This is a genomic window from Candidatus Pelagibacter sp. uisw_098 (assembly GCF_059512505.1).
The window spans coordinates 44,155-62,525 of record NZ_CM183454.1 but is presented as its reverse complement, the minus strand read 5'-3'; the positions used below and the strand labels follow the sequence as shown (position 1 = coordinate 62,525).

18 protein-coding genes, 1 tRNA gene and 1 pseudogene are annotated in these 18,371 nt (G+C 27.4%); 6 read left to right on the top strand and 14 right to left on the bottom strand.

What is annotated here, in order from left to right; all coding sequences use genetic code 11:
• Nucleotides 1–19: 19 nt before the first annotated feature.
• Both AC5YF9_RS00285 and AC5YF9_RS00280 read right to left on the bottom strand, forming a co-directional pair.
• Nucleotides 20–1,780 carry a hypothetical protein gene (locus AC5YF9_RS00285; protein WP_415304085.1) on the bottom strand — a complete coding sequence of 587 codons (1,761 nt, stop codon included), beginning with the start codon at nt 1,778–1,780 and terminating at the stop codon, nt 20–22.
• The gene (locus tag AC5YF9_RS00280; protein ID WP_415304084.1) at nt 1,755–1,931 is read right to left on the bottom strand and encodes a hypothetical protein; all 177 of its coding nucleotides are present in this window, start codon (nt 1,929–1,931) and stop codon (nt 1,755–1,757) included. The genes AC5YF9_RS00285 and AC5YF9_RS00280 overlap by 26 nt, the downstream gene beginning before the upstream one ends.
• A gap of 58 nt (nt 1,932–1,989) precedes the next feature.
• Between AC5YF9_RS00280 and AC5YF9_RS00275 the strand changes: the two genes are divergently transcribed.
• Together AC5YF9_RS00275 and aroB are read left to right on the top strand one after the other, a co-directional pair.
• A complete protein-coding gene (locus tag AC5YF9_RS00275; protein WP_415304083.1) occupies nt 1,990–2,502 on the top strand; it encodes a shikimate kinase in 513 nt (170 codons plus the stop codon).
• A complete protein-coding gene (aroB, locus tag AC5YF9_RS00270; RefSeq protein WP_415304082.1) occupies nt 2,489–3,595 on the top strand; it encodes a 3-dehydroquinate synthase in 1,107 nt (368 codons plus the stop codon). The genes AC5YF9_RS00275 and aroB overlap by 14 nt, the downstream gene beginning before the upstream one ends.
• Here the strand turns inward: aroB and AC5YF9_RS00265 are convergent.
• Nucleotides 3,584–3,844: a BolA/IbaG family iron-sulfur metabolism protein gene (locus AC5YF9_RS00265; protein WP_415304081.1), complete on the bottom strand. Its 261-nt coding sequence runs from the start codon at nt 3,842–3,844 to the stop codon at nt 3,584–3,586. The two genes, aroB and AC5YF9_RS00265, sit on opposite strands and share 12 nt — an antisense overlap.
• Before the next feature lie 25 nt (nt 3,845–3,869).
• On the opposite strand from AC5YF9_RS00265, the gene AC5YF9_RS00260 reads away from it, so the two are divergent.
• From AC5YF9_RS00260 to AC5YF9_RS00250, 3 genes are read left to right on the top strand one after another with little or no spacing between them, the layout of a single operon-like run.
• Nucleotides 3,870–4,397 carry a J domain-containing protein gene (locus AC5YF9_RS00260; protein WP_415304080.1) on the top strand — a complete coding sequence of 176 codons (528 nt, stop codon included), beginning with the start codon at nt 3,870–3,872 and terminating at the stop codon, nt 4,395–4,397.
• Entirely contained in the window at nt 4,387–5,361 is a 975-nt protein-coding gene (cobS, locus tag AC5YF9_RS00255) for a cobaltochelatase subunit CobS (protein ID WP_415304079.1), read from the top strand. The genes AC5YF9_RS00260 and cobS overlap by 11 nt, the downstream gene beginning before the upstream one ends.
• Nucleotides 5,362–7,170, top strand: a complete 1,809-nt coding sequence (locus AC5YF9_RS00250) for a cobaltochelatase CobT-related protein (protein ID WP_415304078.1) — start codon at nt 5,362–5,364, stop codon at nt 7,168–7,170.
• Here the strand turns inward: AC5YF9_RS00250 and AC5YF9_RS00245 are convergent.
• The 4 genes and pseudogenes from AC5YF9_RS00245 to AC5YF9_RS00230 all read right to left on the bottom strand — a co-directional run bounded on the left by AC5YF9_RS00245 (nt 7,167) and on the right by AC5YF9_RS00230 (nt 10,500).
• The gene (locus AC5YF9_RS00245) at nt 7,167–7,862 is read right to left on the bottom strand and encodes an ATP-binding protein (RefSeq protein ID WP_496169960.1); all 696 of its coding nucleotides are present in this window, start codon (nt 7,860–7,862) and stop codon (nt 7,167–7,169) included. The genes AC5YF9_RS00250 and AC5YF9_RS00245 overlap by 4 nt on opposite strands.
• 120 nt (nt 7,863–7,982) lie before the next feature.
• Nucleotides 7,983–8,192 (bottom strand): annotated as a pseudogene (locus AC5YF9_RS00240) (ActS/PrrB/RegB family redox-sensitive histidine kinase); the annotation flags it as partial.
• Nucleotides 8,193–8,203: 11 nt separating this feature from the next.
• A complete protein-coding gene (locus AC5YF9_RS00235) occupies nt 8,204–8,446 on the bottom strand; it encodes a hypothetical protein (RefSeq protein WP_496169900.1) in 243 nt (80 codons plus the stop codon).
• A 2-nt stretch (nt 8,447–8,448) separates the two neighbouring features.
• Entirely contained in the window at nt 8,449–10,500 is a 2,052-nt protein-coding gene (locus AC5YF9_RS00230) for a DNA gyrase subunit B (RefSeq protein WP_415304076.1), read from the bottom strand.
• 107 nt (nt 10,501–10,607) lie between these two features.
• On the opposite strand from AC5YF9_RS00230, the gene AC5YF9_RS00225 reads away from it, so the two are divergent.
• Nucleotides 10,608–11,303: a sulfotransferase family 2 domain-containing protein gene (locus AC5YF9_RS00225; RefSeq protein WP_415304940.1), complete on the top strand. Its 696-nt coding sequence runs from the start codon at nt 10,608–10,610 to the stop codon at nt 11,301–11,303.
• A 19-nt stretch (nt 11,304–11,322) separates the two neighbouring features.
• Here AC5YF9_RS00225 and AC5YF9_RS00220 read toward each other — a convergent pair.
• The 7 genes from AC5YF9_RS00220 to rpmI all read right to left on the bottom strand — a co-directional run bounded on the left by AC5YF9_RS00220 (nt 11,323) and on the right by rpmI (nt 18,336).
• Nucleotides 11,323–11,412: transfer RNA gene (locus AC5YF9_RS00220), tRNA-Ser, on the bottom strand.
• Nucleotides 11,412–12,413 (bottom strand): hypothetical protein, encoded by a 1,002-nt coding sequence (locus tag AC5YF9_RS00215; protein WP_415304075.1) that lies wholly within the window; start codon nt 12,411–12,413, stop codon nt 11,412–11,414. The genes AC5YF9_RS00220 and AC5YF9_RS00215 overlap by 1 nt, the downstream gene beginning before the upstream one ends.
• A gap of 31 nt (nt 12,414–12,444) precedes the next feature.
• Nucleotides 12,445–14,253, bottom strand: coding sequence for a translation elongation factor 4 (gene lepA, locus AC5YF9_RS00210; RefSeq protein ID WP_415304074.1), 1,809 nt, complete (start codon nt 14,251–14,253; stop codon nt 12,445–12,447).
• A 2-nt stretch (nt 14,254–14,255) separates the two neighbouring features.
• On the bottom strand, nt 14,256–16,664 hold the full coding sequence (gene pheT / locus AC5YF9_RS00205) for a phenylalanine--tRNA ligase subunit beta (protein WP_496169899.1): 2,409 nt from the start codon (nt 16,662–16,664) through the stop codon (nt 14,256–14,258).
• Complete coding sequence (gene pheS / locus AC5YF9_RS00200; RefSeq protein WP_415304073.1) at nt 16,661–17,728, bottom strand: phenylalanine--tRNA ligase subunit alpha; 1,068 nt, start codon at nt 17,726–17,728, stop codon at nt 16,661–16,663. The genes pheT and pheS overlap by 4 nt, the downstream gene beginning before the upstream one ends.
• A 43-nt stretch (nt 17,729–17,771) precedes the next feature.
• Nucleotides 17,772–18,128, bottom strand: coding sequence for a 50S ribosomal protein L20 (rplT, locus tag AC5YF9_RS00195; protein WP_168606836.1), 357 nt, complete (start codon nt 18,126–18,128; stop codon nt 17,772–17,774).
• 1 nt (nt 18,129) lies between these two features.
• The gene (rpmI, locus tag AC5YF9_RS00190; RefSeq protein ID WP_006997462.1) at nt 18,130–18,336 is read right to left on the bottom strand and encodes a 50S ribosomal protein L35; all 207 of its coding nucleotides are present in this window, start codon (nt 18,334–18,336) and stop codon (nt 18,130–18,132) included.
• Nucleotides 18,337–18,371: the final 35 nt, after the last annotated feature.

Sequence of the window (18,371 nt, the reverse complement as noted above, 5' to 3'; positions counted from 1 at the left end):
GGTTATTTTATTATAAATTTTATATTTTTAAAGGAAGAACTTTAAGAAGAATTTTATTTCTTATTGGATCAGCATTAAGCTGATTAAGAGTACTAATTATAAAATATAAAGTATCTTCATCAATATTTTTTATCTCATCTTGACCAATAACTTCAACAATTCGAAGCATAGCAGCTGCTGTATCAGAACTATTAATAAATATCTGAATATCAGTTGGCATTTCTGACTCTACTATTTCATATAGGTTATTAAATTTTTCTGAGACTTTAATTCCGTCTGACTTAAAAGCCTCTACTAATATGATGTCCTTTTTTGAAAAAAAGTATTTTTTATTTTTTTTCAATTTTTTTAATGAATCATTTAAATCTTTGGTTATATTTTTTGACGACACCCCATCTTTAAAATAGTTAATTAATTTTGATTGATGTAAAATTTTATTATTTATTTTAATACTGGTTAATTGAGTTTTATCATCATCGATATATCTATTATAAAATGAAGTAAAATTTGACGGAACTTCTTCTTTTTTTATTTCTTTTAAAAATGCCCTCAACTCTATATCAAATGCATTATCAATATTTTCATTTTTGAATGAATTCTTTAAAGCATTTATTAATAGAAGTTTGTATTCAATTTTAGTTGTAATTAAAATTCCTTGGTAAATTAAGGCTCTTGACTCAATAGTTGATAATACTTTTGTGGATTCTTTGATATTTAATAATTGGTTAATATTAAATTGAAATCTTTTATAAAGTTCAAATAATTCTTTTTCCGCATAATGTTTTTCATGTGTAGCTTTTTCAATGCTCTTAATTTTATCTATGTCTGTAAGATCTATGTCTTTAATACTATCCAATAGATTTGATGTTGATAAATATTTCCAAATTTCTTTAGAGGTGGAATCTTTCGGTGTAAATTTAAATTGGGGATTGGTCCTGTGTGATAAATGAAAATCTAAAATCGTATTTTCTGATATTTCTTCATCAGGTTGGTTGGTATATCCCATTAAAAAATTTATTTTATTTTCATAAAATTTTTCTTCAAAACCTAGTTCTTTTTTTAAATCTAACAGCAATTGAGCCTCTTCTTTTTTATTATTATTAATTAAACAATAAATGTTAAATTTAGATAAATAAGTATCTTGAATTGGATCTTTAATTTTAGAAAAGATTTCACATGCTTTGTTGACTTCTGATTTAGAAAGATAATTATCTACTAATAATTTAGTCAGCTTTGGGTGATCATTAATTATTTGATTTTTTAATAAATAGTTTTCAATTAATTTAATGTTAGAATTTTTAATAAGCCAATTCGATTTTAATTCTAAGAATTCATCTTTAGTAATATTTATTTTAGGATAATGTGCGTTAGTTAAAAGTAAAATATTTAAAATTTCTGAAGCATCCTTTGAAAGGTTCATTTTGTTAATTCTTTTGAATATATTTAAAATTTGATCTCCATTTGAGTAAGACCACATATTAATATCTAGTCCATTTTCTGCGGGGTCATACAAACCTACAATTTTGATTTTGTTTGTTTTTAATGTTTGATCCTCCTCTATATTTAGTTCATTAGCTTTTTGAGATTGCATTTTATAAATACTATTCTGTGTAACGTTTTTCTCTTTATTGTTTTCAATTTCATCAATAATTTTAGTAGTTTTTTTTTCATCTATATTCCATATATCAACAGGTTCTTGAGATTGAGCAGCCAGCCCGAAAAATAGATAAAATATGATAACTGATAAATATTTTTTATTTAACAATTTTAATTTTTTCATTTGGAATAATTTTTTCAATTTCTTTATTTGGAGATGGAAAGTCAATTTTACCCAGCAATACCACTGCACTAATAATAATAAATAAAACTAATATCGTCTTAATTAAAAAACCTTTACTTCTGCCAGTACTTGTATTTTTTGAAAATTGCATATATTCTCTAATAATTTCAAATTAAGACATATTTGTGTTTTTTCAATAAAGAAAGCTTATGAATTCAAATAAAAACCTCGTTTTTTTGGGCATGATGGGGTCTGGAAAATCTTCTATTGGCAAATTAATTTCCAAGAAATTAGATCTTCCATTTATTGATATAGACAGTTTGATTGTAGAGAATGCTGGTATGAGTGTTACAGAAATATTTCAAAGTAAAGGTGAAAATTATTTCAGGAATTTAGAGGAAAAGATAACACTCAAATGTTTAAAAACAATTAAAAATGTTATTTCTCTTGGTGGCGGTGGATTTATTAGTACTAAAATTAGAAAAGAAATTCTTGCTAATCATTTTTCATTTTGGTTGAGTTGGGATGAATCAATTTTAATTAAAAGAATTAAGGATAGTAAAACAAGACCTCTTGTATTTAAATCAACAGATCAGGAAATAAGAACAATGATTAAAGATAGATCAAAAATATACTCAAATGCACAATTTAAAATAAACTGTAATAAACTTACAAAAACTGAAATAGTAAAAAAAATTATAAAAATTTATGAGCTTAATTAAACTACATGTAAAAACTGGAAATCAAAAATATCCAATTTTTATAGGAAATAATATTTTAAACAAACTTAAGTTGATTTTAAAAGAAAATTTGATTAATTTTAATCAATGTCTTGTTATCGCTGATAAAAATGTACCTAAAAAGTTAATAGATAAAGTCTTAAATTCTTTACCTAAAAAAAAAATATCTCTTCATTATTTTAATTCTAGTGAAAAAAATAAAAATCAAAAAAGTATTAATAATATTTTATCTATACTGCTAAGTAAAAACTTTAACAGAAATGATTGCGTAATTTCTATTGGTGGCGGTATCACTGGAGATGTATCTGGTTTTGCAGCCAGTATGTTTAAGAGAGGCTTAAAATTTATTAATATACCTACTACTTTATTGTCCCAAGTAGACTCTTCAATTGGAGGAAAGACAGGAATAAATAGCAAATACGGCAAAAATCTAATTGGTGCATTCTACCAACCTAGTTTAGTTATTTCTGATATTATTTTTTTAAAGTCTCTACCCAAGAGAGAAATTATATGTGGCTATGGAGAAATTTTAAAACATGCTATAATTGCAGATAAAAAGTTTTTTTCTTTTTTAGATGTTAATGGTTCTCAAATTTTAAATCTTAAGAGTCCTTTAATAGAGAGGGCAATTTTCAAAAGCTGCTCTATTAAAAAAAAAGTTGTTGAAAACGATGAAAAAGAAATGGGTATAAGAAAAATTTTAAATTTTGGACATACATTTGCACATGCTTATGAAGCAACACTCGGATATTCAAAAAAACTTAATCATGGGGAAGCAGTTATACTGGGTATTAAAACAGCTGCAAAATTTAGTTTATCAAATAATATTCTAAATATTAAAGAATTTAAATTAATTGAAAATCATTTAAATAAATTAAGTCTTCCAAGAAATATCAATAAATTCTTTTCTATAAGAAACTTAAATAAAATTTTATCTTTTATGAAAAAAGACAAAAAAAATAATACCAATAAAGTAAACTTGGTCTTACTTAAAAAAATTGGCTCTCCAATATATAAACTACAATTTGATGAAAAAAAAATTAATCTTTTTTTAAGAAAAGAGTTAACTAAGTAATATTTGAATTGAGTGAATATGTTCTTTTAATTCCAAGTATAAAATACTATAGATTCTTTTAGTAGAGACTATCTTGCTTGTTTTAGTAAGTTCATCTGAATTTATTATTAGTTTTATATGAAATTTTCCTTCTTGGTGACCTTTATGATTTTTATGTAAAAAACTTTTATCCTCAATTTTAAGATCTTGAATAACAATTTCTGCTTCAAGCTTATTTTTAACAATTGCAATTAATTCATTTATATTCATAAGTATTATTTTATTATTATATAACATGAAAAATATTTGTGACTGGAATAATTGCTTTGAAATTGGTGAATATAAGGCGCCAATTGAAAAAGATAATAGTAAAAGCTACAGACTGCTTTGCTTAGCTCACGTTAAAGAATTTAATAAAAATTGGAATTACTTTAAAGGAATGGATGATGAACAAGTATTTGATTTTTTAAAGTCAGATATGACTTGGCATAAGCCCACTCAAAGCTTTAGTTCTTCAGATAATTTTTTTAAAGTTCTTTGGAACAACACTTTAAAAGATGAGTTTGATAAGACTAAACTTAGAGGTGAATATAATCATATGAATCAATTTAAATTTGATGCGAATGATATTAAAGCTTTTAGTATTCTGGGCGCTTCAGTAGGTTTAAAATGGGAACAAATACAAGATAAATTCAAAACTCTTGTCAAAAAATTTCACCCTGATATTAATTTAGGAAATAAAGAATATGAAGAAAAACTCAAATTAATTACTTTAGCTTATACTCAGCTAAAAAATACTTATAGGGAAAAAATTGACACTTAATTTAAATATACAACCAGACATTAAAATGTCTTTAAAACAAAGTTTTGGAATTGATTCAGATATGGAGGTTGACGCGTTCTCAAAAAAAAGTGAGTACGTGCCTGAAATAGATAAAAATTACAAATTTGACAGAGATACTACACTTGCAATTATATCTGGATTTGCTTTTAATAAGAGAGTTTTAGTTCAAGGATATCATGGAACTGGCAAGTCAACACATATCGAACAAATTGCTGCAAGATTAAACTGGCCCTGCATTAGAGTAAATCTCGACAGCCATGTAAGTAGAATTGACCTTATTGGTAAAGATGCAATTGTTGTTAAAGAGGGGAAACAAATTACAGAATTTAAAGAAGGTATTTTACCTTGGTCCATTCAAAATCCTGTTGCCCTTGTTTTTGATGAATATGATGCTGGAAGACCAGATGTAATGTTTGTTATTCAAAGAGTGTTGGAGGCTGAAGGAAATTTTACTCTTTTAGATAAAAATAAAGTTATAAAACAAAATAAATTTTTTAGATTATTTGCAACCTCTAATACAGTTGGATTAGGCGACACAACAGGACTATATCATGGTACACAACAAATAAATCAAGGACAAATGGATAGATGGAACATTGTTACATCTTTAAATTACCTAAGCCTTGATAGAGAAATGGAAATTGTTTTAGCAAAAAATAAGAATTTGAACAATCCTAAGGGTAAAGAAAAAGTATCCAATATGATTAAAGTAGCCTCTTTAACTAGAAAAGGTTTTATAGCAGGAGATATTTCTACAGTTATGAGCCCTAGAACTGTACTGCATTGGGCGGAAAATGCAGAAATTTTCAAAGATACTGGTTATGCCTTTAGAGTTACATTCTTAAACAAATGTGACGATATCGAAAAGAATACTATAGCTGAATATTATCAGAGATGTTTTGGTGACGAGTTACCAGAGTCGATGGTGAATATTCAGATTTAAATGAGTAATAAAGAAGATAATTTTAAAGAACAATTTAAACAAGCTCTAATCTCTACTGCAAAAGTAATTTCTGAAGATTATAAGCTAGATATCAAAAAAATTGATAAAAGTCTAAATTCAAAGAAAATAGATTTTTTTGATGTCACAAATTTATCAAATAAAAGTGATTTTATCAGATTAAGAGCGGAAACAGATTCAGGCGCGCTTAAAAAGAAATTTTCCAATAAAGAAGTGTTCAATAAAAATTTACCTAATAATCCTTCATGTAAATCTCTATACAATATTGCTGAAAAAATTAGATATGAAGTTTTGGGTGGGAAAATGCTTAGAGGTGTTGAAAAAAATTTAAGTGAAAATTATAATCAAAAAATAGCTTCAGTTCGTAAAGATCAATTAAAAAATAAAGAAGATGTTCCTGTAACAGAGGCTTTTGAGTTTTATATGTTAAAAAAGTTTTTCAACTTAGAACTTAATGCTATCTCATCAAAAATGTTAAGTTTTTGGGAAAAAGATTTTACTTCTTCTATTGATAAACATTTGGATTTTTTAAATAAAAATTTAAAGGATCAAAATAACTACAGTTTAAAATTTTCAGAAATTCTTGAAAATATGGATGTTTCTAATTCAAATAATGATGAAAATAACAAAGATGATGATGAGAAAGATAACGAACAAGAAAATAAGTCAGAAAATAATGATGAAAATCAATCGGACGGAAAAGAAGATGAAAATAAACAGGATGAATCTCAGACAAGTATAGATGCAAGTTTTGATCTTAGCGACCAGCAAATGAATGAACAGCTAGAAGATTCTGAATCTCTTAAGGAGAGCACAGAAAATGTAATACAAAAAACTAATTCAAAAAATACAGATCAAGAATATAAAGTTTTTACAACTGAATTTGATGAAATTGCAAAAGCTGAAATCTTAGAAGATATAAAAGAAACACAGAGATTAAGAAAAAATTTAGATCAACAGCTTATTGGTTTCCAAGATCTAATAACAAAACTTGCAAATAAATTACAAAGGCAACTACTTGCAAAACAAAATAGGGCTTGGGAATTTGATTTAGAAGAAGGTTTATTAGATAGCTCTAAATTAACCAGAATTATTATGGACCCTTATAATTCGCTATCATTTATGAAAGAAAAAGATCTTGATTTTAAAGATACTATAGTAACTTTGTTGATTGATAATTCAGGATCAATGCGTGGTCGTCCTATAACAATTGCGGCTCTTTGTGCGGATATATTATCAAGAACCTTGGAAAGGTGTTCAGTGAAGGTCGAGGTATTAGGTTTTACCACCAAAAACTGGAAAGGTGGGAAAAGTAGAGAGGCTTGGACTAAAACTGACAAGCCGAAAAACCCTGGAAGACTTAATGACTTAAGACACATAATATACAAAGGAGCAGATACTCACTGGAGACAAGCTAAAAATAATATAGGTTTAATGCTTAAGGAAGGATTATTAAAAGAAAATATAGATGGAGAAGCTATATCCTGGGCTTACAACAGAATTAAAAAAAGAAAAGAGGAGAGAAAAATCTTAATGGTCATTTCAGATGGTGCACCAGTAGATGATTCTACTTTGTCAGTTAATTCAGGTGATTTTCTAGAAAAACATTTAAAAAAAATGGTCAAATTTATAGAAACTAAAAGTGATGTCGAAATTTTAGCAATAGGTATTGGTCATGATGTTTCTAGATATTACGATAAGGCTATTAAGATAACAGATGTACATGAGCTTGGGGATGTAATGATTTCTCAACTAAGTGGATTATTTGAGAATAAAAAAAAATTACACTAAAGATTTAAAAGATCTTTATTGTTCCATTTAATATTAACTTCTGCACCTCTTCTTGTTTGTGAATTTCTACATAAAATATTTGCATAATTTTTCTCAAGTAAAGTTTTGCCTATGAAGATACCAAGACCTAAGCCTGATTTTGATTTTATAGATGATTTATATGATTTAATATATGGTTCACCAATATTTCTTAACACATCTTTAGGATATCCTTCGCCATCATCTTCAATAATAACTTCTGTTATATCGTTATCACTTTTTACATTTATAAAAACTTTACTTTTTGAAAATTTATTTGCATTCCCAATAAAATTTCTTAATCCATAAACAATCTCAATAGATTTAATAATATTTAATGAATTAGAATATTGATCAAAGTTTATAATAAAATTTTTTTTACTAGTTTCTTTAAAAGATTTTACAATTTCACTTATATAATCAGCTATAGTAAAATCTTTATCTAAAAAATCATCTTCTACAGTAGGGTTTAATGTTAGTTTTTTTAGTATTTCACCACATCTTTCTATTTGGCTCATTAATAGATCTATATCTTTTTTAACTTCAGGATTATCTTTAAATTGTTTTAATAAATCTGAGGATATAATTTTTATTGTAGAAAATGGAGTGCCTAAAGAGTGTGCTGCAGCAGCTGCTTGACCACCAAGTGACAAGAGCTCATGTTCTTTTGACATAATTTCCTCCATTTTATTTAGAGCCTCTTTCCGAATTCTAGATTCTTTGCCGAAACTTAAAGAAAAATGGTTTAAAAAAATTAAAGCAATAATTAATGAGATGGGCATTGAGTAGTAATAATAATTATCAACATGAAAATGCTCGCTAACTGGGTGAGGTAGCGGTTGATTATAAAAAGTAAGAAAAATAATTATTAAAATAGTTATGCTAACTAATAAAATGTTATTCCTATATCCTAAATATAACGATGACAAAAGACTTGGAATTATCAAAAAAATTGAGAAAGGGTTTGCAATTCCTCCTGTTAAATAAATTAAGCCACTTAACAATAAAATATCAATTAATAAAAAAAAAATGCTGTTTTGTCTAATAATTGTGTATTTCTATTAATATAAATTAAATAAAGATTACTTAGTATTCCAAGTAAAATTATTGAATTTTCTAAAATTAAATCTGATTTAAAATCTAAAATAAAATAAATCAAGTTTACTGTTATTAGCTGACCAATAATAGCTATCCATCTTAGATTAATGTATGTAGATTTTTTTAATGAAAAATATTTTGAAGTTTCAAAAAACTTCATAGTTAGATATCTAAATTTTGAACATTAATTGCGTTAGAGACAATAAAATCTTTTCTTAAAGCAACGTCATTACCCATCAAGGTGTGAATAAGATGTTGGTCTTTTTTTAAATCTTTTGAATATTGAACTTGTAATAGGTTTCTTGTCTCAGGATCTAGGGTAGTGCTCCATAATTCTTCTGGATTCATTTCTCCTAATCCCTTGAACCTTTGAATACTCATTCTAGATTTTTCTTCTTCATAGGCTTTAGAGAATTCTTTAGTTCCTTTTTTAAATTTTTGTAATTCTTTATTATTTTTTAAAATATAATTTTCTAATTCACTTTCGTCTTTTATATAAATTCCTTTTGTTCCTTTATTAATTTTAAATAATGGTGGTTGAGCAAGATAGACATGTCCATTTTCAATTAATTTATTAAACGGCTTATTGTTAAAAAATGTTAACAATAAAGCTCTAATATGAGATCCATCAACATCGGCATCAGTCATGATAATAATTTTTCCATATCTTAAATCTTTTAAATCTATATCTTCCACTTTTGGGTCAAGACCAAGGGCATTGATTAAAGTGACAACTTCATTAGATGACATCATTTTAGCTAACGATTTTGTTCTGTGTTCACTGCCATCTCTGTTGCTATTTTTTTTAAGAGCAACTTCCTCAACATAAGTATTAAGAATTTTTCCTCTTAGTGGTAAAACTGCTTGATTTGACCTGTTTCTACCCTGTTTTGCTGAACCACCCGCAGAATCTCCTTCAACTATAAATAATTCTGTTCCTTCTTGTTTTCCTATTTGGCAGTCAGCTAGTTTTCCAGGTAAGCCACTTAATTCTAAAGCACCTTTTCTTCTAACATTTTCTCTAGCCTTTCTGGCCACATCTCTTGCAAGCGCTGCCTGCATTACTTTTCCTAGGATAATTTTCGACGTAGTTGGATTTTGATCAAACCATATTGATAATTTTTCACTAACTATGCTTTCTACAATCATTCTAACCTCAGATGAAACTAACTTATCCTTTGTTTGAGAGGAAAATTTTGGATCAGGTATTTTTGCTGAAATAACACAAGTAAGACCTTCCTTAATGTCGTCACCTGATATTGTTAATTTGTTTTTTTTTAATAAATTATGCTCTGTTGCATATTTATTAATTACTCTCGTTAATGCACTCCGAAATCCTAGTAAGTGAGTACCACCATCTTTTTGGTAAATATTATTAGTATACGGATAAATATCCTCACCATAGCTTGCATTCCACTTTAAAGAACATTCAATTTCAATATTATCTTTTTTACCTTCAATATAAATTGGTTTTTTAAATAAATTATTTCCAGTTTTGTTTATAAGTTTTTCTCTTTTTTCATCTAAAAAATCAACAAACTCTAAAACACCACCATCAAATTTGAATACTATTATTTTTTCTTTTTTGTGATTTAAGTCATTAACCGTTATCTTTATTCCTTTATTCAAAAAAGCTAGCTCACGCATTCTTTTAATAATTATATTTGGAGTAAATTTTATTGAAGAAAATATTTCTTTTGATGGCAAAAATGTTATTTGAGTGCCCGTTTCTTTTGATTTTCCTATAACTTTAAGTGGAGCTTTTGAAGCCCCATCTTTAAATTCTATAAAATATCTATTTCCATCTCTATCTATTTCTAATTTTAGTTTTTCTGATAATGCATTTACAACTGAAACTCCTACTCCATGTAATCCACCTGACACCTTATATGAATCATGGTCAAATTTTCCACCAGCATGAAGTTGTGTCATAATAACTTCTGCTGCAGACATTTTTTCGCCCTTATGCATATCAACCGGTATTCCTCTACCATCATCTCTAACGGTAATGGTTCCATCAGAATTTATTTTAACTTCTATATTTTTACAGTGTCCAGCTAAAGCTTCGTCTATTGAGTTATCTACAACTTCATAAACCATGTGATGCAAACCAGTTCCATCATCAGTGTCACCAATATACATTCCTGGTCTTTTTTTTACTGCCTCAAGTCCTTTTAGAACTTTAATTGAGTCTGCTTGGTAGTTATTTTTCATATTTTAAGAATTATTATTATATAATGAGCATTTATTATATTATATGAGTGCAATTTTATATACTTTAATTCATAAAAATATGAGTTCATTTATAAAAATAATATTATATTAAACGTTTTAGTGATTTTAGAAAAAAAAAACTTTTATTTGTCCATATTGAAAAAACAGGAGGAAATAGCCTTAGTCATGTTTTTCAAAAATATACTGTTGAAAAAATTTATAAACATAATGGATATAGTGATGGTTTAGAAACCTTTGAGATTAAAGGAAAGTACACTTTAAACAAACATCAAAATCTATCTGACTATAAAAATTTATTAGGTGTAAAATTTAAAAAATTCAAAATAATTACAGTGATAAGGAACCCTCTCGATAGATTGATATCAGCATATTTCATGCAAGATCGAAGTTTGCATCCAAATTTTTTTATTAGAAAAATAAATCATTTTACTAAAAAAAGATTTAATTTTTTCTTATTTAGTCATAAATTTTATAAAAATAAGATGCCTAAATTTTCATTAAGTAATTTTAAACATTTTATTGAAAATTTTAATAACCAGACCCATTATTTTAAAATTGATCAAAAATTTATAAAACCAAGTTACTTGCTACGGTTTGAAAATTATAAACATGATCTAAAAAAATTTTGTAATTTATATAATATAAAATTTGAACAGATACATGTAAACAAAAGTGTAAAAAAAAAGTTTACTGATAGTGAGTTAAAAGTTTTAGAAAAATTGGTGCTTAATTCACATCACAAAGAAGATTATAATACTTTTGCTTACAGGAAGTTAAAATAAATTAATTTAAAATAATGTATGGCGGAGGGACAGGGATTCGAACCCTGGGTACCTTTAAAAGTACACACACTTTCCAAGCGTGCGCTTTAAACCGCTCAGCCATCCCTCCTAAGTTTTAAATATAATTTTTTTTAATCTAATAATAGTGTTGCTATTATACTTAAATATAAATCTTCTATGCATTAAAATATGCATTTTTTTTGGCTTTTTTAACTTAAATTTTTTTGCCTCAATTATAAAATTTGGAAATCTTTTTTTCTCATAATTACTTGAAATTGATTTTTCTAAAATAACTTTTTTATTATATGCTATTGCGGTGTAAACCCAACTTGATATTCTTGTGTCATAAACTTTATTATTGTTTGGAAGGTAAATATAATCCATATATTTAATCATGTTCGATTTAAGATTTTTCAAAACAAATAAATTATCAATTTGTATTTTAATTCTTTTAGAAAAAGCTATGAAATAAGTTTTTTCAGAAAAATTTTTAATAAATAAATAAAAAGATTTTTGATCAATATAATATCTCGTTGGTACTAAAATTTTGATGTACTTATTATTAACAATAGTTTTTTTGAATTTTTTGTATTCATTAGAATAAATTTTTTTAACAAACCTAGTATCCTTTAATAATGGATGATCTATTATATAAACTCTCGTTTTGAAGTTTTTGACAACAAAAACTTTTTTTTCATGATTATAAACTAATCTTACAGTTCTTTTATCAATAAATTTATTACATATAAATTTTATATATTTTTTTTTATTTAATGTATCATGTTCAATTAGATATATTTTAATTTTTTTTTTTATTAATATTTTGGTAAAAAATAAAAAATATATAGGATCATATGATAAAAAAATGACTTGGTTAATTTTATTATTAATCAACAAATTATAGAGATTAAAAAAGGTATAGATTTTTTTAAGAAAATTTACATTATAATTGAGATATAAGGCTGCATTGTACTTTAAGATTTTTTTAATACTTTTATTTAAAACTAATAAACTTGTATTTTTTTTTAGATTTTTTACATAAAAATTAATTAAATTAACATGTCCAATAGGACAATTAAGATCTACTATTGCTGTTTTTATTTTCTTCATTTTTTTAATTTAAAAGATTATTTAGGTTTATTTAGCTATCTTTATTAATTTTTAAGACACCAATAAAAGCTTCTTGAGGTATTTCAACTTTTCCAAACTGCTTTCCTCTAGCTTTACCTTTTTTCTGCTTATCTAATAATTTTCTTTTTCTATCTCTAGCGCCACCTCCATGAATTTTGGTTAACACATCTTTTTTAAAACCCTTAATGGTTTCTCTCGCTATAATTTTTCCACCAATCGCCGCCTGTACTGGGATCATGAAGTTATGCCGTGGAATTAAATCTCTTAATTTTTCACAAACTTCTCTTCCAACTGTTTGTGCAAAATCTTTATGTACCATCATTGATAATGCGTCTACTGGTTCAGCATTTACAAGTATTCCAAGTTTCACTAAATCTCCTTCTCTGTGGCCAATAATTTCATAATCAAAGCTAGCGTATCCACTTGTCATCGATTTTAGTCTATCGTTAAAGTCAAACACGACTTCATTTAAAGGAATTTCATAGTTTAAAACTGCTCTATTTCCAGAGTAACTTAAATTAGTTTGTACTCCTCTTTTATCTTGGCAAACTTTTATAATTGCTCCCAGATATTGATCTGGAGTAATGACTGTAGCTTTAATCCAAGGTTCCTCAATATAATTAATTAATGTAGGTTCTGGTAAGCTTGAAGGGTTTTGCAACTCTATTACCTCACCTTTGTTCATGTGAACTTTATAAACAACACCAGGTGTTGTAGTTAATAAATTTATATCAAATTCTCTTTCTAATCTTTCTGTAATAATTTCTAGATGAAGTAAACCTAAAAACCCACACCTAAAACCTAGCCCTAAAGCAGAAGAGGATTCTGCTTCATATGAAAAACTAGCATCATTTAATTGAAGTTTGCCCAAACCATCTTTTAACTTCTGATATTCAGAACTATCCACCGGAAACAATCCACAAAATACAACTGGCTTGCTTGGTTTAAATCCTGGGAGTGCCTCTTGAAGGGGTTTACCTGCATCACAAATAGTATCTCCAACTTTTGTTTCTGATAAAATTTTTATTCCTGTTATTATAAAACCAATTTCTCCAGCATTTAATTCATTAATATCTGTTGCTTTTGGTGTAAATACACCTACTTTTTCAATTATATACTCTTGGTTAGTAGACATCATTTTTATCTTCATATTTTTTGAAATTTTTCCATCAATAACTCTAACTAAAATAACGACTCCTAAATAAGTGTCATACCAACTATCAACTAATAAACATTTTAAATTCGAATCTTTTTTTCCTTCTGGAGCTGGCAAAGATACAATAATTTGTTCTAAAATATCTTCTATACCTTCGCCTGTTTTTCCAGAACAAGGTATAGCATTTTCAGTATCAATACCGATGACATCTTCTATTTGTTGCTTTGTTTTTTCTAAATCTGATGCTGGTAAATCAACTTTGTTTAAAACAGGAACTATTTCATGCTTAGTATCTAAAGCTTGATAAACATTAGCCAATGTTTGTGCTTCTACTCCTTGAGTGCTATCAACAATTAAAATAGATCCTTCACAAGCATATAAAGATCTACTAACTTCATAACTAAAATCTACGTGTCCTGGAGTATCAATAATGTTTAGAATATACTCTTTGCCATCTTTTGCTTTATAATTAAGTTTAACAGTTTGAGCTTTAATAGTTATTCCTCTTTCTCTCTCAATATCCATTGAATCTAAAACTTGCGCTTTCATTTCCCTTTCTGTGAGGCCACCACATCTGTGAATTATTCTATCTGCTATCGTTGATTTACCATGGTCTATATGGGCAATAATTGCAAAGTTTCTAATATGATCAATTTTTGTCATGACTATGATCTAATCTTTGCACCAGTTTTTGATTCGACAGCTGAAATAATAAGTTGATTAATTTTATTTAAATCATCTTCTGCTAATGTTTTCTCTAAAGATTGAATAGTTACATTTAATGCAATTGATTTTTTACCTTCAGGAATATTTGTTCCTTCATAAACATCAAATACTTTGACAGATCTTACCAATTCTTTGTCTACATTAGAAATAATCTCAATTAATTCTTGAACTTTAAAATCTTTATCTAAAACAAAAGCAAAGTCTCTTTCTGATTTTTGAAAATCTGAATATTTATATTGAGTTTTTTGATCTTTTAATGATTTTTTCGGTTGTTTTAAATTATCTAAAAATATTTCAAATCCTACTAATGCTTCAATTTTAATGTCTAATTTTTTTAATATACTTGGATGAATATCACCAAAAAAAGCTACTACTTTTTCTTTACCTTTATTTAAAAATATTCTTCCCGATTTTCCTGGGTGATAATAGCTTGGCGTTTTGTCATCAATATAAAGTTTGTCTTTATTATAGCCTGCTTCAACCAAACTTTTGATAACATCACTTTTAATATCAAATACATCAACTAATCTTTCTTTTTCCAGCCAATTCTGTCTAGCCAATTTTCCTGATCTTAATCCACCAACTACAGTCTGTTGCTCTCCTGGTTCAGATCCCGAAAAAGTTGGACCTATTTCAAATACTGATAAATCTTTAAATCCTCTTCCTAAATTCTTATTTAAATGAATAATCAAATTAGAAAAAATTGAACTTCGCAACACATTCAAATCAGAACTTATAGGATTAATTATTTTAATTTCTTTATTATCTTCAATAAATAATTGGTTAACTTTACTGTCAGTGAAAGACCATGTAATAGCCTCAAGATAACCCTTGGAGGCAATAGATCTTTGTAAAAAATGAAATAATTTTTGTTTTAAGTTTAATGTTGGTTTTTTTCTAACTTTTTCAGGTTCAATCATTTTAATTTGATCATAACCTTTAATTCTTACAAGCTCTTCTACCAGATCAACCTCTTGAAAAATATCAGGTCTCCAAGATGGTATAATGACATCAAGTAGCTCTTTATCTTCTTTTACTTCAAATCCTAAATTATTTAAGATTGTGATCATTTCTTTTTTATCAACATTAAATCCAGTGATTTTTTCAAATAAAGAAGGATTGAATCTTAATGATTTTTTTTTAACATCCTCAATTTTTTGAATATCAAATTCACTAACTACACCACCGCATATTTCTTGTATTAAATTAGCAGCTCTTTCAAGTCCCTGCTCAATTGATAATGGGTCAATACCTCTTTCAAATCTAAATTTTGCGTCAGTATCTATATTCAGTTTTTTAGAAGATTTTCTGATCGATCGTGGACTAAAATAAGCAGATTCAATTAATACATTTTTGGTATCTAACACAGTTCCAGTTCTTATACCCCCTATTATACCACCAAGACCCAATACACCTGATGCATCTGATATGACACACATCTCATCATCCAGTTTATACTCTTTATTATCTAATGCCTCAAATGTTTCACCTTCTTTAGAATTTCTTACAATTATTCCTTTGTCTATTTTATCAACATCGTATGCATGAAGCGGTCTATTTAAATCAAACATTACATAATTTGTAATATCAACTATTGCAGAAATAGGCTTTTGACCTAGAGAAATTATTTTTTCTTTCAGCCATTCTGGACTTTCTATGTTTTTTACACCTATAATTAAGCAACTACCGAATGATGCGCATGCCTTATTTTTTCCATTTTTAATTTTTATACTAACTGTATGTTTATTTTTTTTATCTAGTTTTTTTTCTTTTCGATTTTTTAATGTTCCTACGCCAGCTGCCGCTAGATCTCTTGCTATCCCTCTTACACCCAAACAATCTGCTCTATTTGGTGTAATAGAAATATCAATTACATTTAAATTTTTTTTTGGAAAATACTTTTCACCTATTTTTTTATCATATTTTTTTGAGGAAAGTTCTATAATACCATCACTTTCATTTGATAAGTTGAGTTCAGATTCTGAACAAAGCATTCCATATGAAGTGACACCTCTTATCTTACTTACCACTAGTTTCATTTGGTTCTTTGGTACTATGGCTCCAGGAGGAGCATAAATTGTCAACAAACCTTCTTTTGCATTTGGTGCACCACAAACAACTTTAACAGAATCACCTGTTCCAATATCTACATCACAAACTCTAAGTCTATCTGCATCAGGGTGTTTTTCTGCTTTTAAAATTTTAGCAATTATAAAACTGTCTAACTCTCCTAACTGACTATCAACACCTTCTACTTCCAGTCCAACTTCTGTAAGTTTATCAATAATTTGATTTTCATTAAGCTTAGTATCCAAGTGTTCTTTTAGCCAATTTATTGTAATCTTCATCTACTTAAGCCCCTGTAGTTTGTGGGTACATCTATTGGATCGAAACCAAAGTGATTTAACCATCTATAATCACAATCAAAAAATGCTCTTAAATCATTTATGCCATATTTAAGCATTGCCAATCTATCTATTCCTATACCAAATGCGTATCCTTGGAATTTATCTGGATTGACCTTTACATTTTTTAAAACATTTGGATGAACCATTCCACAACCTAAAACTTCAAGCCACTTGTCTCCTTCACCAATTATTATTTTTCCGTCTTTAATTTCATAACCAATATCAACTTCGGCTGATGGTTCGGTAAATGGAAAATGACTTGGTCTAAATCTCATTTTAATCTTATCAACCTCAAAAAATTCTTTAATAAAATAATTTAAACAGCCTTTTAAATGACCCATATTTATATCTTTATCAATGTGTAGTCCTTCAACTTGATGGAACATAGGGGTATGAGTTTGATCGCTATCTGATCGATATGTTCTACCTGGTGCGATTATTTTAAAAGGTGGCTTATCATTAAGCATAGTTCTAATTTGAACTGGAGAAGTGTGTGTTCTTAACAATAACTCTTTTTTTTCATCAAGGTAAAATGTGTCGTGCATATCTCTTGCTGGATGATTGTCAGGTGTATTTAATGCTGTAAAATTATTATATTCATTTTCAATATCAGGACCTTCTTTAACACTAAACCCGACTTCTGAAAAAATTGAAGAAATCTCATCTATAACTTGAGACACAGGATGAATCTTTCCTTGAACAAAAGGCCTCTCTGGTAAAGTTATATCTATTTTTTCTTTTTCTAATTTTTGATTAATTTCTTTAATTTCAATATTATCAATCTTCATAGTGATTAAATTTTGAAGCTCATCTTTTACTGAATTTAAGTCTGATGCAAATTTCTTTCTCTCTTCTTCTGCCACTTTTCCAAGCTGTTTAAATTGAGAACTAATCAATCCATTTTTACCAAATAGATCTGTTTTAATTTGATTAACTTGATTTAAGTCTAAATTATCTTTTAACTTTAAAAGAAATTCATCTTTTATTTTTTTAATATCAGACATACTAAGAGATTATTTCTTCACCGAAGAAAAACAATAGTGAAGATTAATTTAGTGCCGATTGAGCTTTTTGAACGATCGTTTTAAAGGCTTCTGGGCTATCGTAAGCTATTTCAGCTAGTATTTTTCTATCTAACTTAATTCCACACTTAGTTAAACCATTAATAAATTTAGAATAAGTTAATCCTTCAGATCTAACACCTGCGTTAATTCTTTGTATCCATAAAGATTTGAATTCTCTTTTTTTAGTTCTGCGGTCTCTGTAAGCATATTGCATAGCTTTTTCCATCGCTTGCTTTGCAACTCTTATAGTATTTTTTCTTCTGCCCCACTGACCTTTGACAGCTTTTAAAACTTTTTTATGTTTAGCGTGACTTGTTACGCCTCTTTTTACTCTAGCCATTTTATCCTCTTAAACTGTAGGGCATGTATGATTTAACTATTTTGCCATCTTGTTTTGACATAGCAGTCGTGCCTCTTAATTTTCTAATTTGTGAATTTGTTCTTTTTATCATGCCATGTCTCTTTCCAGCTTGAGCCATCATAACTTTCCCTGTGGCTGAGATCTTAAATCTTTTTTTTGCTGAACTTTTAGTTTTTAATTTTGGCATAATTCTGCGGACTTATACAAATATTGGAATGGATT

Coding starts and splice junctions, on each gene's coding strand:
- AC5YF9_RS00280 (WP_415304084.1), bottom strand. CDS start 1,931: ATGCAATTTTCAAAAAATACAAGTACTGGCAGAAGTAAAGGTTTTTTA.
- AC5YF9_RS00275 (WP_415304083.1), top strand. CDS start 1,990: ATGAATTCAAATAAAAACCTCGTTTTTTTGGGCATGATGGGGTCTGGA.
- pheS (WP_415304073.1), bottom strand. CDS start 17,728: ATGTCTGATATTAAAAAAATAAAAGATGAATTTCTTTTAAAGTTAAAA.
- AC5YF9_RS00250 (WP_415304078.1), top strand. CDS start 5,362: ATGAGTAATAAAGAAGATAATTTTAAAGAACAATTTAAACAAGCTCTA.
- AC5YF9_RS00245 (WP_496169960.1), bottom strand. CDS start 7,862: ATGTCAAAAGAACATGAGCTCTTGTCACTTGGTGGTCAAGCAGCTGCT.
- AC5YF9_RS00260 (WP_415304080.1), top strand. CDS start 3,870: ATGAAAAATATTTGTGACTGGAATAATTGCTTTGAAATTGGTGAATAT.
- aroB (WP_415304082.1), top strand. CDS start 2,489: ATGAGCTTAATTAAACTACATGTAAAAACTGGAAATCAAAAATATCCA.
- AC5YF9_RS00285 (WP_415304085.1), bottom strand. CDS start 1,780: ATGAAAAAATTAAAATTGTTAAATAAAAAATATTTATCAGTTATCATA.
- AC5YF9_RS00215 (WP_415304075.1), bottom strand. CDS start 12,413: ATGAAGAAAATAAAAACAGCAATAGTAGATCTTAATTGTCCTATTGGA.
- lepA (WP_415304074.1), bottom strand. CDS start 14,253: ATGACAAAAATTGATCATATTAGAAACTTTGCAATTATTGCCCATATA.
- AC5YF9_RS00265 (WP_415304081.1), bottom strand. CDS start 3,844: ATGAATATAAATGAATTAATTGCAATTGTTAAAAATAAGCTTGAAGCA.
- rpmI (WP_006997462.1), bottom strand. CDS start 18,336: ATGCCAAAATTAAAAACTAAAAGTTCAGCAAAAAAAAGATTTAAGATC.
- pheT (WP_496169899.1), bottom strand. CDS start 16,664: ATGAAGATTACAATAAATTGGCTAAAAGAACACTTGGATACTAAGCTT.
- AC5YF9_RS00230 (WP_415304076.1), bottom strand. CDS start 10,500: ATGAAAAATAACTACCAAGCAGACTCAATTAAAGTTCTAAAAGGACTT.
- rplT (WP_168606836.1), bottom strand. CDS start 18,128: ATGGCTAGAGTAAAAAGAGGCGTAACAAGTCACGCTAAACATAAAAAA.
- AC5YF9_RS00235 (WP_496169900.1), bottom strand. CDS start 8,446: ATGAAGTTTTTTGAAACTTCAAAATATTTTTCATTAAAAAAATCTACA.